This window comes from Hoskinsella mucinilytica (assembly GCF_045223415.1).
GTDB lineage: Bacteria > Bacillota_I > Bacilli_A > Erysipelotrichales > Erysipelotrichaceae > Hoskinsella > Hoskinsella mucinilytica.
The window spans coordinates 18,679-33,834 of the sequence record NZ_JBEQZJ010000007.1; the positions used below are offsets into that span (position 1 = coordinate 18,679).

A 15,156-nucleotide genomic window follows, 5' to 3' on the forward strand; every position below is an offset into this window, starting at 1 on the left:
AAATTATGAACCCATTTATGAAATTATATTTGATGTTAGATCAAAGCCAGTGTACTGTTACATCAGGAAAACGATTCTTTGCGTATGTCATTGATTGGTTTTTAGGAAGCTTATGTACCATGCTACCCATGTGCTTGATGTGGATGATGATGACCCATGATCTAGAAACCATGTCCAGTGTGAATGTGTTTATCCTTGCGTCAAAGTTTGGTTATACACAAGCGTATCTTGGAGGGGCATTGAGCATCGTATTTGCTTTGTTTTATTATGTGATCGTACCTTGGAAAATTTATCCGGGTCAAACTGTGGGAAAGAGAACCATGGGCTTTAAAGTTGTGAAATTGGATGGAAGCGATGTAGATTTAAAAACATTGATCATTCGTGAAATATTGGGTATTATGATCATTGAGGGTGCATTGTATAATGTGTCTGGTATCATACATTCCATGATTTCTTTAATGTTAAATCTTTATTTGGTTCAATGGTTATTGTATATTGGATTGGCAATTAGTGTAGTGAGTGCTTTTCTTGCATTAAAAATGAGCAGTCAAAGAATGATCCATGATTATCTGGCAAAAACGAAAGTCATTGAATATACAGATCAAAATGCTGTAGATCAAAGAATTTAAATATAGATGTCTATTCCTTATGTGAATAGGCATTTTTTACATTTAGTATCTTTTTTCCTAGTTCTAGGTAACGAATTGTAAGTTTCAAAACATTTGACAAGCTATAATAAGCATGTAAATGAAAAGGAGGCGACTTATGGAAGGATTAGAATTGACTTGTTTTCAGATCATTTCATCCGTAGGTATGGCAAGAAGTAGCTATATTGAAGCAATTTCAGAAGCAAGAAACGGTAATTTTGAAAGAGCGAGAGAAATGATCAAGGAAGGTGAGGAGATGTTCGTTCAAGGACATAGTGCCCACGCACAATTGATTCAACAGGAAGCAGGTGGAAATCCTGTGTCACCAACTCTGTTGCTGTTGCATGCAGAAGATCAGTTAATGAGCGCAGAGGGATTTAAGATCATTGCAGAAGAAATGATTGCTAATTATAAGAAAATAGCAGAATTGGAAGCAAAGATCAAATAACATTTCCTAAAATTAGGAAAACGCTTCATGAAAACTTATGCTGAAAGCGGTTATAATTTGCGAGGATAATAGGAAGGAGATGCTGTTATGAAAAAAGTTTATTTATTTTGTAGTGCCGGCATGTCAACCAGTATGCTTGCAAGCAGTATGCAGGATGCCGCAGATGCACATTTTCTCCCCATCGAAGTTCAAGCATTCGCTTTGAATCAGATGGAGGATATTCTGACATTTGATCAGCCCGATTGTATTTTGTTAGGACCACAAGCAAAATTTATGTATCAGGAAACCTTAAACCGTTTTGGTGATCGTGATATTCCGATTGCAGTTATTGATGATGTTGCTTATGGTATGATGAATGGAGAAAAGGTTTTAAAAACAGCTATCAAATTAATTAAAAAACTTCCTGCATAAAAAAACATGATGCTTGAGGGAGCAAATCATGTGATTCCAATAGAAAAGAGGAGAAAAGAACATGTTACAAAAACTAGAAAAAGTTTTAATGCCACTTGCGGAAGCAATTGGTAGAAACAAGTATCTGATCGCAATTCGTGATGGTTTCCTTGTTTCAACACCTTTATTGATCGTAGGTTCTATCTTTTTGCTGATTGCTAACTTCCCGATCCCTGCATGGACAGATTGGATTGAAAGTTTTATGATTGGTGGACAATCATTCGCTGCTTTGTTAGGAAAACAATCTGATGCAACATTCACGATCATGGCAATCTTTGCTACGATGGGTATTGGTTATTCTTTCGCTAAAGAAATGAAAACAACACCAATCTTCGGTGCTGCTGTATCATTAATGGCTTGGTTCATTTTAATGCCTTATTCCTTAACTGGATCCATCAAGGCTTTATTTGATGCAAGCGGTGCAGCTATGGATGTAGCTGAAGGCGTTAAGGGTACTGTTACTGGTATTGATCTTGGCTGGTTAGGTGCCAAAGGTATCTTCATGGGTATCATTTGTGCATTGGTCGGTGTTCATATTTATGCATGGGTAGAACGTAAAGGTTGGATTATTAAGATGCCAGCAGGTGTTCCACCTACAGTTGTTCAATCATTTGCTGCCTTGATTCCAGCAGGTATCGTTATGACTACATTCTTCATCTTCAATATGATCTTTGTTGCATGTGGTACGGATGCGTTTACCTTTATCTTCACTTTCTTACAGACTCCATTACTTGGTCTGGGTGATACATTAGGCGCTATGATCATCGCTTATATCTTCTTACACTTATTCTGGTTCTTCGGTGTCAATGGTGGTTCTGTTGTTGGTGCAGTATTTAATCCAATTCTTCAGACTCTTGCATTGGACAACTTGAATTTGTTTAAAGAAGTAGGACAAGCAGGATTCACAGTTGGTAATGGTGCTCACATTATTTCTCAACAGTTCCAAGATTTGTTCGCAACTTTTGGAGGATGTGGATCTACATTATCTTTATTGATCGCAATGTTGTTATTCTGTAAATCAAAACGTATTACAGAATTAGGTAAATTGGCTTTGGTGCCAGGAATCTTTGGTATCAATGAGCCAATCGTATTTGGTTTACCAATTGTATTAAACCCTACCATCGTCATTCCATTCATTTTGGTACCAACCATCAACATTGTATTATCATATTTTGCCATGAATATGGGATTGTTCCCACCATGTAATGGTGTTAATATTCCATGGACCACTCCGGTTATTATCTCAGGTTTCTTAGCTACCAACTGGGTAGGTGCTGTATTCCAAGGTCTATTATTGATCTTAGGTGTATTCATCTATATGCCATTCATCAAAACAATGGACAAACAATATCTAGAAGATGAAGCAAATGCAGTAGCAGAAGCAGAAGAAGATGATTTGAGTTTAGATGACTTAAGTTTCGATGATCTTTAAGATGTGATATAATAGTTGAAAGAGGTGAAGCGCAAATGAAAGTAATTATGATTTATGATCAGATTCAAGCTGGCGCAGGAACAAAGGATGACAAAATGGTTCCTCTTGCGGCAAAGAAAGAAGCTGTAGGACCGGCTGTTATGATGGAACCATTCCTAAAACAAGTAGATGGCAAGGTATTAGCTTGTCTATATTGTGGAAATGGTTATTATCTGGAAAACAAAGAAGAAGTAACTAGAAAACTTGTGGCTATGGTCAATAAGCTACAGCCTGATGTTGTTATGTGTGGACCGGCTTTCAACTATGTTGATTATGCAGGCATGGCAGCTCATGTTGCTACTGAAATCAATGCCAAAACAAATGTTCCTGCATTCGCAGCAATGTCTGTGGAAAATGAAGCTACCATTGCAGAATTTAAGGATAAAGTCATGATCGTTAAAACACCGAAAAAAGGTGGAACCGGTTTGAATGATGCATTGAAAAATATGTGTACCTTAGCAAAAGCGATGAGCGAAAAACAGGATACATCAGAATTAAAAGAAACCATTTGTTTCTAATAAAACGTAAGTTTATGCAGCACGAAAAAAATTGTGCTGCTTTTTTTCATATATATATTTACAGAAAATGTAATGAATAAGGCTGTTTCTCTTGAAGATGATTATAAAAAGTATATAATGATATATAGGTTATAGACAGAAATAGGCGCAAAGTGGAGGGAAAAGAAAATGAATTTGTACATAGCTGATAATGGGAGAAAAAGGAAGATTCTTTCTTTATTAATTTTAATGATTACCATAATGTTTTGTTTGTATCATAATGATGAAATCAAGGCAAATGATTTTAGTGATGTAGATGAATGGATGGAAAAGTGTTCACTTCCTCAAGATGATGAACAAAGTGCACAAGCTTGTAAATCATTTAAGCAGTATTATGAAGGATTACAAAAAGATACAGAAAACAAAATCAGTGACTTAGTTAAACAAAGTGATGAAGTTAAAAACAATATAGATGCTCTTTCCAAAATGGTAAATGAACAAAGTGAAATGATCAAAGATATTAATAATAAAATTGAGGAAAATAATAAAAATTTAAGTGCAATGAAAGCGCAAGGTGTAAAACTTGAATTAGATATCAATATGAAAACGAAGGATATTGAAAAAAGAAATCAACAAATAATGGAAAGAATGTTAAATGATCAAGCTAGTATTACAACCAATGAAAATATAGAAATATTAATGGGATCAACAGATTTACTTGATTTGATCAGACGTACTGAGGGGATCCAAAAAATTACTCAATACGATAAAGAAGAGATAAAAAAGTTTGAGAAAGAAAAGGCAAAATTAGATTTATTAAAATCTGAATTGGATAGATTAAAACAAGTTGAAATCGATAAAAAAGCAGAAAATGAAAAAGCAAAAAAGGATGCGGAAAAGCTTCAAAAGGAAAGAGAAAAGCTTTTAAATGTTTATCGTGGACAAGAATCTGAATTAAATGAGAAAATGCGTAGTGCAAAGGCAGATATGAGTCAAATTCAGAATAATATGATCCATATCAATACCTCAGTTGCGGGTAAATTAGACTATAACAAAAGTGAGAATAATACATCTATGATGAGCCCGATATCTCCTGTGGCTTATTCAACTGGTACTTGGCATTATCCTGAATCTTTTGGCGGAGGTGCACATTTAGGGGCTGATTTTGCTGTTGGTGTAGGAACCCCTATTGTTGCTCCTGCTGATGGAATCATATTGTATGCAGCAAACCCTTTCGGTACCTATGATGGATATTTATATCATTGGATAGGATGGCCATTAGGTGGCGGGAACACGCTTATGTTTCTAACTCAAGTAAATGGGACGACATATGCAGTAAGCTTTGCTCATATGGCGCATGAAAATTTTTATGTACATGCAGGTGATCAGGTGAAAAAAGGACAGCAGTTAGGATGTACTGGAGCTTCTGGTAATGTTACAGGTCCTCATGCACATGTGGAATTATTCAATTTAGGTTCTATGAGCATGGAAGAGGCGATTACATATTTTAATCAAGGCGCAGACTTTGCATGGGGTTGTGGTTGGAGCAATACGACCGGATTAAGTAATATTTGTTCAGTTAGTGGAAGAACGCCATGTAGGGAAAGACCAGAGGATTTTTGGAATTAACGATACTTGAAAGAATGATGATTTCATTCTTTTTTATTACTTTGCATAGCATCATTTGAAAATGAATGTAAAAGAGGATGATCCATATGAATATGATTCTATTTTTTCATAATAAATATTAGATAAATTAAGATGAGTTTTACTTTTTTCTGTCGCAATCATAAATTGATTCCAGGATCAAAAATGAAAGGAAATTTGAAGAATTTGGCCAAAAAATATAAGTTTTTTTAATAATTGATACAAATGCAAAGTTTTGTGCTATCATATCTACCATAAAATTTCGAAAGGGGGTTTTGTGGTGATGGTCATAGTATTTCATAGTGATTAAAGAGTAATGATAGTACTCTGTTTTGATCAGAAAATCGGATTGGTGTTTGATGAATGAGAGTGAAAAGAAAAAAATGAGTATCGATGATGCTCTAAATTTTCTAGATGTAGAAGAAAGTATGAGACCTCAGATATTAAAGTTACTTGGAGAAGAAGATAATTAGATAAAGCACTCATTCAAATTGCTTTTTGTTTCCTAGGGATTAGGAAATATCGTACAAGAAAACGTGAAAAAGAATTGTTTATAATATAAATGGAAATGTATATACGAGGAGGATACAATATGCATAGATTAGGAATCAGTATTTACCCAGAACATTCTACACAGGAAAAAGATTTTGCTTATATGGAACTAGCAGCGAAATATGGTTTTACTCGTATTTTTACCTGCCTTTTATCAGTAGATAAAGAAAAAGAAGAAGTTGTCAAAGAGTTTAAAACATTTATGGATAAAGCGCATGAACTTGGTTTTATAGTGAGTGTCGATACGAATCCACAAGTATTTGAACATTTAGGAGCATCACCAAGAGATATTTCTGTATTTCATGAAATCGGTGTTGATATCATTCGTTTAGATGGACATTTTGATGATTTTATGGATGCTTTATTAACTCATAATCCATATCAAATTAAGATTGAATTTAATGGAAGCAGTGATGCTAGTGTTGATCACTTGTTACGTCATGGTGCAGATAAACATAATATGACGATTTGTCATAATTTTTATCCAGAACGCTATAGTGGGTTAGGGTGGAATGTGTTTATGAACTTTAATCAAAAATGGACAAGTCTTGGGTTACCAATAGCTGCCTTTGTTTCCAGTAATAATACCAATACTTTTGGACCTTGGCCGGTATATAAGGGACTTCCAACAGTAGAATTACATCGTGGTAAACCAATCGATCTTCAAGTAAGACACTTTCTTTCTTGTGAAGTAATTGATGATATTCTTATTGGTAATGCTTATGCGACAGAGGAAGAGTTGAATGCTATGGCAGAAGTTGATTTCACAAAGACTACCATTCGCATCGATACAGTCGAAGGATTATCTGAGCTAGAAGAAAAAATCTTGTTTGATATGCCTCATGCGGGAAGAAGCGATGCCAGTGATTATTATATTAGAAGTAGCTTGCCACGCTTTTTATGCAAAGGAAAAAGCATTCCAGCTAGAGAATATAAGGAACCTATGTTTCATAGAGGGGATGTTGTGATGGTAAATGACCATCTCAAACATTATTTAGGAGAAGTGGAAATTATACTACAGGATATAGAAAATGATGGGGAAAGAAATCTGGTTGGTCGTATTCCTACAGATGAAATGATGATTTTAGAACAGATGGAGCTTCACCCTGATCATATCTTTGGTTTTTTGAAATAGAAGAAAAAACAGCATGAGAAATCGTGCTGTTTTACAATATAAATGGATAAGCAAATATAAGAATGATTGTTTTATTCCCTTGTTCTATATATAATATATATAGGATACATATTATATATGTCGTCATATTCATTCATGTATGAGGAAGGAGAACTTATGAAAAAATTAAAGAAGTTAGGGGAATTAATGTTTGGACCGAGTTTTATTAGTATGGTAATTGCTTATGGTTTTACCTGTATGTATGGTGCAAATTCTCGTTATTTAAATCAACTTATCATGATATGCTTTGTATTGACCATTGTTAGTGCATTCCTTGCGTTAAAAGATGTAGAATGAGAAAGTCCTTTGGGCTTTCTTTTCTTCCATATAAGTGCAAGCATATCTACTCATTTCCTAGTCTTAGGAAATGGTTTTCAACAGGCAGAATTCAAAAAGCGTTATAATGTAAATGTAAGGTCAGGATAAGGTCCTGAATAAGAAAGGTAGGTAGATAGTATGTGGGGTATGATCGCAACTTGGAGAATGGCTTTGGAAGGAGTAAGCAAAGGGTGTGAATTGTTGAAAGAGAATGGTGATGCAGGTGATGCCATCGAAACAGCAATCAAAGAAGTGGAGGATTTCCCATTTTATAAATCTGTAGGATATGGTGGACTTCCAAATGAAGAAATGGAAGTAGAGCTAGATGCAGCTTATATGGATGGTACTACATTTGACCTTGGTGCAGTTGCTGCAGTAAAGGATTTTGCAAATCCTATCAGCATCGCACGCCGTTTAAGTAAAGAAAAGGTAAACAATTTACTAGTAGGTGAAGGTGCAGAAAAATTTGCGCATAAAGAAGGTTTTGAACGTAAAAATATGTTAACCGACAGAGCTAAGATCCATTACAAAAATCGTGTAAAAGAAGTTACTGAACAAGAAATCAAACCATATAGTGGACATGATACAGTAGGTATGGTATGTTTAGACCAAAAACAGCATATGACAGCCGCAACAAGCACATCTGGTTTATTCATGAAGAAAAAAGGTAGAGTAGGAGATTCTCCTATCAGTGGATCTGGTTTCTATGTGGATAGTGAAGTAGGTGGAGCTAGTGCTACAGGTTTAGGTGAAGATCTGATGAAGGGTTGTATCTCTTATGAAATCGTTCGTCTAATGAAAGAGGGAATGCATCCTCAAGAAGCTTGTGAAACAGCAGTAAACAAATTAGACAAAGAATTGATTCGTCGTCGTGGAAAAGCAGGAGATTTATCTTTAATTGCATTAAACAACAAGGGTGAATGGGGATGTGCAACAAATATTGAAGGTTTCTCTATTGCTGTATGTACAGAAAAAGAAGAACCAACGGTATATTTGGTAACACGTGATGCAGAAGGAAAGAACCATTTTGAAGTTGCAAGTAAAGAATGGATGGATAATTATATGGCAACACGTACTGCACCATTGGTGGAAAAATAATGGAAAAACAAATCATTGCCCAAGTAGAATCTAATAAAGATGCTATGATAGAAGATATTTTGAAGGTCGTTCGTATTGATAGTGTGGAATCAGTTAGCTTACCCGGCAAGCCATTTGGTGAAGGAGTGGCTGCAGCTTTGGATATGGCGTTATCAATTGCGAAGGAATTAGGCTTTCAAACCAAAAATATCGATGGATATATGGGATATGCACAATATGGGGAAGGGGAAGACTATATTGGTATCATTGGACATCTAGATGTCGTACCTGTCGGGGATGGTTGGAATCAACCACCTTTCAGCGGTTATGTTGATGAGAACGGCCGCATCTTTTCAAGAGGAATCCTTGACAATAAAGGCCCTGTCATGAGCTGCTTATATGCGTTATATGCAATCAAGCAGTTAAAAATCAAATTATCAAAACCAGTTAGAATTCTGTTTGGCACAAATGAAGAAACAGGATTCAAAGATTTAGAATATTATTTAACAAAAGAAAAGCCTCCGATCATGGGATGGACACCGGATTGTAAATATCCTGTTGTTTATGGAGAACGAGGAAGAGCAACCGTAATGATTCATACAAACCAAGCTCATACATGTGAATTCTTTGATTTCGTGAATACTTATTTCCTTCAAAGTAAAGATAATGGAGATCGTTTGGGTATCAACTATGAGGATAAAGAATTTGGTGTCATGCAGATGAGAGGTTATCGTTTGCATAAAGAAGAAGACCGTGTTTGTTTTGATGTTACATTAAGTTATCCGGCAGTGACTACGATAGATGAAATCGTAGCACAGATACAAAGGAAAGCTGGAAATTTAGAGGTTAGCTTATCAAGTAACCTAAACCCTGTACGTTTTGAAAAGGATTGTTTTATGGTAAAATGTTTACAGGATGCTTATGAAGAGGTCACTGGAATGGATGGAACACCAGTTACCACAACCGGTGGAACCTATGCGAAAATGATGCCGAATATAGTTCCATTTGGACCAAGCTTCCCAGGACAAAAGGGGATCGGACATAATCCGAATGAATGGATGGATATCGAAGATTTGATGACGAATGCAAAAATATATGCATTGGGCATCTATAAGCTTGCGAAATAGTGAGGTAAGGTACATGGAAAAAATGATAGAAATTTGCTGTGGTAGCTACTATGATGCGTTACAAGCATATCTTGGAGGCGCAAAACGTGTAGAATTGAATAGTGCATTACATTTAGGGGGCTTGACTCCTAGTGTAGGTGCATTGAGATTAACGAAACAGCATACTGATCTAAAAGTAATTACGATGGTAAGACCAAGAGGTGCAGGCTTTTGTTACAACAAAGAAGATTTTGAGGCAATGGTATTGGATACTCAATTGATGATGGAAAACGGTGCGGATGGTATCGCTTTTGGATGTTTGGATGAAAAAGGAAACATTCATGTTGAACAGACGAAAACTATCATTGATATCATAAAAAAAGCAGGTGGTGAAGTCGTGTTCCACCGTGCATTTGATTGTACAAGTGATCCTTTTAAAGCAATGGATCTATTGATTGAATTAGGAGTAGATCGTGTATTGACAAGTGGATTAAAACCAAAGGCAATGCAAGGAAAAGATTTGATCAAGGAACTGCAACAAACCTATGGAGATCGTATTGAGTTATTGGCCGGAAGTGGTATGAATGCCGGTAATGCCAAAGAAATGATGGATTATGCAGGTATTCATCAGGTGCATTCTTCTTGTAAGGATTGGTTAGCTGATCCTACGACATCACTTGGTGAAGTTAGCTATTCTTATGGAGAAGGCGAACACATCAATGATTATGATGTGGTAAGTAAAGAACTTGTTGAGAAGCTTGTAAAGAGCATATAAAAAAATCGCATGATATATGGTTATCAAACCGATATCATGCTTTTTATTCGATCCTATGCGAAATTTTTTATTTTTTCATGGGAATATGATATACTCTTATCGGTATGTAAAAGAAGGGAGTCAGAATCAAAGGTATATGAGTTTATTTAAGAAAAAGGAAAAAGCAACGCAAGGGAGATATGGAGAGAAAATAGTTGTAAAGAATGGAAAAGATGATTGGAGAAGTTATCCTAAGCCAGGTAGTCTGTTTCATATAGAAATCACAAGGGATGATACTACGAAGGTACAGGAAAAAGATGACTCCATAGAAGAGCTTCAATGTAATCGAAATGAAAGTATGGTGATACGATGAAATATGTAAATGCAAATGAATTATTGATGTTTTTAAAACCACCGATTACAAGATTATCTGTATTTGTAGCTGAAACAGTGGATGCCGCTTTGATGATGTGTGCAGAAGCTTTTCCTAGATTGGAAGAGGAATATCAAACAACGATTGATTTTCCGACGTTTAAGTTTCAATTATTGAAAACGATGAGTGAATTTATAGAAACGTGTAGAATACAAAATGAGGAAAGCTTAAAAAACCCTAGAGGACACATTGATCCACAACGTTATGTGAATGCTCATATCAATGTGTCGATATGGCCAAAACATCTTCAAAAAACAAATGGGGAAAACTTTTTTGTGATTGCCTATTGTACAGCGTATGGGGATATCTTATTCCGTTATCTTTTGGATAGTGGATTAAAACAAGAGATTGCACAGCAACTAGCATCTCAATCTTTATTAAGCTTGGCAAAATGGATTGACGCAAACTGTATCAAAAAATGTAATTATGAATGTATTCGCAGAAATGAATCCAATGGTTATTGTGCGCTATGTACCTTTATGATCCAGCCACTTCCTTGTCCTAAGAAAAAAGAAATTTCTTATGAGCGATGTGGATTAAGCGTAGAAGAAATTAATTGTAGAAGAGAAGAAACAGTAATTGATAAGGTCATGAACTGATCTTCTTTTTTTTAGAAATTTTAAAAATACCATTGACAAGTGAAATGGCTTACATTATAATGAAAATACATTTAAGGTTTGTTACTCAAAGGTTCTTTGAGGCTTGTCCTAAAATCATGTACGAAAATTCGTTGTGGTTTTGGTTTGCCCAAAGAACCTTTTATCTGTTTATCAGATAAAGAAGAAAGGATGGCTGTAATATGAAGGTAATCAAAAATATTAATAACAATGTATCCCTTTGTAGAGACAGCAAAGGCAGGGAGGTCATTGCATTTGGAAAGGGAATTGGTTTTATCAAACCACCTTATGATGTACCATTAAGCAAAATTGATCGAACCTTTTACAATATAAGTGATTTGAATTATGAGGGAATTAAAGATATCCCGATTCCTATATTGCATGCGGCCATTCGTATTATTGATGAAGCTGAAAGAAGCTTAAATGTTACACTTATGTCTTCAGCAGCGCTTGCATTGGCAGATCATATTAATTTTGCGATTCAGCGTTTGAATGATCATATTTTATTGGAAATGCCATTGAGAGAAGATATTAAGCAATTGTATCCTGAAGAGATGAAGGCAGCATATCAAGCACTTACTATCATTAAGGAAGAGACAGGAGTTACTTTAGATCATAATGAAGCAGGAACGATTGCATTGCATTTTATCAATAATCAAATAACTAGTAATGATCAAAGTCAAAAGATAGGGAAACAGATGATTGAAGAAAGTGTTGCTTTGATTGAAAAAGAGTTTGCGATCAGCATCAACAAAGATAGCTTTCATTATTCTCGTTTTATCACCCATGTGGATTATTTATTGAGAAGATCATTGAAAAATACACAGATCGAAAGCGTAAATCAATCTATGTTTCAATCGTTAAAAGAACAATATCCCATCACATATCGTTGTGCTGTACATATCAAAGATTTATTCAAAAAAAAGTTAGATATCGATTTGAGTGAAGAAGAACAATTATATTTAATGCTTCATATCAATCGTTTGTGTAGTCGAGAAAAGGTAACGCAATAAGGGAATTCGTATCTTAGGTGGCCAATAGGATACTATCCATATAGAAATTAGGAGGAAATAAAAATGGCAAAGAATTATGAAGTTCTTGCGAAGCAAATATTAGAACATGTCGGTGGTAGCGACAATGTTGTCAATGCGATGCATTGCTATACTAGATTAAGAATTAATTTTAAGGATGTAGGTTTAGTGGAATTAGAGGAATTAGAAAAACTAAACGTCATAGGTGCACAGTTTGCAGGGGAACAATTGCAAATCATCATCGGCAATGAAGTAAATGAAGTTTACGAGGCTTTTATTCAATTGACTGGATCAAAAAGAGAGGATGCAATTGAGGAAAAGCTTGATAAAAATTTACCAAAAAAGAAACGTACGTTCAAAAGTATCGGTGCATCTATTGTAGATGGCATCGTCGGTTGTATGGTACCGATCCTACCTATGTTGGTTGCTTCCGGTATCTTAAAAGCAGTTGTATTGATTTTACAGCAATTAGGAATTGTTGGTGCGGATTCAGCAACTTGTACGACATTATCTTTTGTAGCGGATGCGGCATTCTATTTTATGCCTGTCATTCTTGGTGTGTTTGCGGCTAAGAAATTCGGTGCGAACATAGCTTTAGGGGCAATGTTGGGAGCTGCTTTGATTCATCCATCTTTTGTGACGATGGTAAATGAGGGAGTTTCTCAGAGTGTGTTTGGTATTCCAATTTATTCCGCAAGCTATAACAGTACAGTGGTTCCTATTATTTTATCTGTTTGGATCATGAGCTATGTGGAAAAATTCATCTCAAAGCATTCTCCTAAAAATCTGCGTTCATTGATAGAACCGGTACTTACGATATTGATCATGACACCAATGACCCTATGTTTATTAGCACCTCTTGGCGCTATGTTCTCAACCGGTTTTGCGAATGTCTTGACTTCTTTCTATAACACCTTTGGCTTTATCGCTGTAGCGGTATTCTGTGCTATCATCCCATGGGTCGTCATGGTTGGTATGCATGTAGGAACAGTGCCTATTTCAATTGCAACAATTGCGGCAACCGGTATGGATAAACTAATGATGCCTGCATTTTTGATTTCAAACTTTACACAAGGAGCAGCTTGTTTGGCAGTAGGAATCAAAACAAAATCTATTGATTTAAAATCATTTGCTTTCTCTAGTGCGTTCTCTAATATTGTGCCTGGTATCTCAGAACCTGGTATGTATGGAATAACATTACGATATAAAACACCGATGTGGGGTGCCATGATCGGCGCTGGTATCGGAGGTATGTATTTTGGCATTATGGGTGTAGGAGCACTATCCTTTCTTCCCCCTAATATCTTTGCTTTAGCAGGTTATGTGGGTTCAGGAGCAACAGCAAACAATTTACTCAACACGATCATAGGAATAGGCTTAGGTATGGTCGTATCATTCATCGCAACGATGATATTATATAAACCAAAGGATGAAAAATAGGAGGACATGACAATGACAGAATTTCCAAAAGGTTTTTTATGGGGTGGTGCTACTTCAGCATCTCAATATGAAGGTGGGTATCAAGAAGGTGGCAGAGGTTTGTCACACATGGATTATATCCGAAGAGTGAAAAAAGCAGATGATGAAAAGGTTTTCCCAATCAATGTGACAGAAGCAATGTTTGAAGACCACAAGCAACATGAAAGTGAATACAATTTTGCGTTTCGTAGAGGATCAGATTTCTATCATCACTATAAAGAAGACATTGCATTACTTGGCGAAATGGGATTTAAAACATTCCGTATGAGTATTTGTTGGAGCAGACTGTTTCCTACAGGTACAGAGAAAACACCATGTGAAGAAGGCGTTGCCTTTTATCATAACGTATTTCAAGAATGTAAAAAATATGGAATCGCTCCATTGGTGACAATGATTCATTATGATATTCCCGTTTATCTAACTGAAACATTAAATGGATGGGAAAGTCCGAAGATGATTGATTATTTCTTAAACTATACAAAATTTTTGATCGATGAATATCAAGATGAAGTTGCATATTGGATCACATTTAATGAAATCAATATGATTATGAATTCCTCTTATCTTGGTGGAGGATTGTTCGTGGAAAGATCAAAATTGCCAAAAGAAACATGTATTCATCAGGCATTACATCATCAGCTGATTGCCAGTGCTCTCACTGTAAAGTATTTCCGTGAACATGCGAAGTCAGGTATGATAGGTAATATGATTGCACGTTTACAGAATTATCCACTAACATGTAATGCCGCTGATGTGTTGGCAACTCAGCAACAAAATCAATTCAATTATTTTCCAACGGATATTCAGGTGAAGGGTGCATATCCGACATCTATCTTGAATTATTATCGCAGAAATCATATTGAGATTGCATGGTATCCTAATTATGAAACAATCTTAAAAGAGGGTGTTGTTGATTTTGCTTCTATCAGTTATTATCATACCTCTGTTATCAGTGCGGAACCAGAAAAAGCAGAACCAATCGGTGCGTTTGTCCGTAATCTGAAAAATCCTTATAATAAATATAGTGATTGGGGTTGGGGAATTGATCCTACAGGGTTAAGAATTACATTGAATGATATGCAAGATCGATATGGTGTTCCTATCTTTATCGTTGAAAATGGATTAGGGGCACATGATGAATTAACGAAAGAAGGAAAGGTTCATGACGATTATCGCATTGCATATTTGAAAGCACATATCGAAACGATCAAAGATGCGATTGAAGATGGCTGTAATGTAATGGGGTATACTCCTTGGGGATGTATCGATCTTGTTAGTTGTGGAGATTGCCAGATGACCAAACGTTATGGTTTTGTTTACGTAGATGCAGATGATGAAGGAAACGGAACTTATCAACGTTATCGTAAAGACAGCTTTTATTGGTATCAAAAAGTGATCGAAAGTAATGGCAGAGAATTATAATCAATATAGATGGCACTAAAGTGAGAGAAAATA

At 35.7% G+C, this 15,156-nt stretch carries 16 protein-coding genes; all 16 read left to right on the forward strand.

From position 1 onward, the window contains the following. The first annotated feature begins 5 nt into the window (after positions 1-5). Entirely contained in the window at positions 6-629 is a 624-nt protein-coding gene (locus UGRO018_RS03515) for an RDD family protein (protein WP_416325071.1), read from the forward strand. Between the two features lie 136 nt (positions 630-765). Next, positions 766-1,095, forward strand: coding sequence for a PTS lactose/cellobiose transporter subunit IIA (locus UGRO018_RS03520; RefSeq protein WP_416325072.1), 330 nt, complete (start codon positions 766-768; stop codon positions 1,093-1,095). A gap of 87 nt (positions 1,096-1,182) precedes the next feature. Further along, on the forward strand, positions 1,183-1,506 hold the full coding sequence (locus UGRO018_RS03525; RefSeq protein ID WP_416325073.1) for a PTS sugar transporter subunit IIB: 324 nt from the start codon (positions 1,183-1,185) through the stop codon (positions 1,504-1,506). Between the two features lie 61 nt (positions 1,507-1,567). Beyond that, on the forward strand, positions 1,568-2,977 hold the full coding sequence (locus UGRO018_RS03530) for a PTS sugar transporter subunit IIC (RefSeq protein WP_416325074.1): 1,410 nt from the start codon (positions 1,568-1,570) through the stop codon (positions 2,975-2,977). Positions 2,978-3,012: 35 nt separating this feature from the next. Then, positions 3,013-3,534, forward strand: a complete 522-nt coding sequence (locus tag UGRO018_RS03535) for a GrdB-related putative oxidoreductase (RefSeq protein ID WP_416325075.1) — start codon at positions 3,013-3,015, stop codon at positions 3,532-3,534. A gap of 168 nt (positions 3,535-3,702) precedes the next feature. Then, complete coding sequence (locus tag UGRO018_RS03540) at positions 3,703-5,142, forward strand: murein hydrolase activator EnvC family protein (RefSeq protein ID WP_416325076.1); 1,440 nt, start codon at positions 3,703-3,705, stop codon at positions 5,140-5,142. Positions 5,143-5,752: 610 nt separating this feature from the next. Continuing rightward, positions 5,753-6,847, forward strand: coding sequence for a DUF871 domain-containing protein (locus UGRO018_RS03545; protein ID WP_416325077.1), 1,095 nt, complete (start codon positions 5,753-5,755; stop codon positions 6,845-6,847). 156 nt (positions 6,848-7,003) lie between these two features. Beyond that, positions 7,004-7,183, forward strand: a complete 180-nt coding sequence (locus UGRO018_RS03550) for a hypothetical protein (RefSeq protein ID WP_416325078.1) — start codon at positions 7,004-7,006, stop codon at positions 7,181-7,183. Positions 7,184-7,342: 159 nt separating this feature from the next. Beyond that, complete coding sequence (locus UGRO018_RS03555; RefSeq protein WP_416325079.1) at positions 7,343-8,302, forward strand: N(4)-(beta-N-acetylglucosaminyl)-L-asparaginase; 960 nt, start codon at positions 7,343-7,345, stop codon at positions 8,300-8,302. Then, entirely contained in the window at positions 8,302-9,408 is a 1,107-nt protein-coding gene (locus UGRO018_RS03560; protein ID WP_416325080.1) for a Sapep family Mn(2+)-dependent dipeptidase, read from the forward strand. The genes UGRO018_RS03555 and UGRO018_RS03560 overlap by 1 nt, the downstream gene beginning before the upstream one ends. Positions 9,409-9,421: 13 nt before the next feature. Continuing rightward, positions 9,422-10,162: a copper homeostasis protein CutC gene (locus UGRO018_RS03565; protein ID WP_416325081.1), complete on the forward strand. Its 741-nt coding sequence runs from the start codon at positions 9,422-9,424 to the stop codon at positions 10,160-10,162. A 136-nt stretch (positions 10,163-10,298) separates the two neighbouring features. Beyond that, complete coding sequence (locus tag UGRO018_RS03570) at positions 10,299-10,514, forward strand: hypothetical protein (RefSeq protein WP_416325082.1); 216 nt, start codon at positions 10,299-10,301, stop codon at positions 10,512-10,514. Beyond that, positions 10,511-11,173: a hypothetical protein gene (locus tag UGRO018_RS03575; RefSeq protein WP_416325083.1), complete on the forward strand. Its 663-nt coding sequence runs from the start codon at positions 10,511-10,513 to the stop codon at positions 11,171-11,173. The genes UGRO018_RS03570 and UGRO018_RS03575 overlap by 4 nt, the downstream gene beginning before the upstream one ends. Before the next feature lie 200 nt (positions 11,174-11,373). After that, on the forward strand, positions 11,374-12,204 hold the full coding sequence (locus UGRO018_RS03580; protein ID WP_416325084.1) for a PRD domain-containing protein: 831 nt from the start codon (positions 11,374-11,376) through the stop codon (positions 12,202-12,204). A 63-nt stretch (positions 12,205-12,267) separates the two neighbouring features. Next, positions 12,268-13,662 carry a PTS transporter subunit EIIC gene (locus UGRO018_RS03585; RefSeq protein WP_416325085.1) on the forward strand — a complete coding sequence of 465 codons (1,395 nt, stop codon included), beginning with the start codon at positions 12,268-12,270 and terminating at the stop codon, positions 13,660-13,662. A 12-nt stretch (positions 13,663-13,674) separates the two neighbouring features. Continuing rightward, positions 13,675-15,123, forward strand: coding sequence for a glycoside hydrolase family 1 protein (locus UGRO018_RS03590; RefSeq protein ID WP_416325086.1), 1,449 nt, complete (start codon positions 13,675-13,677; stop codon positions 15,121-15,123). Positions 15,124-15,156: the final 33 nt, after the last annotated feature.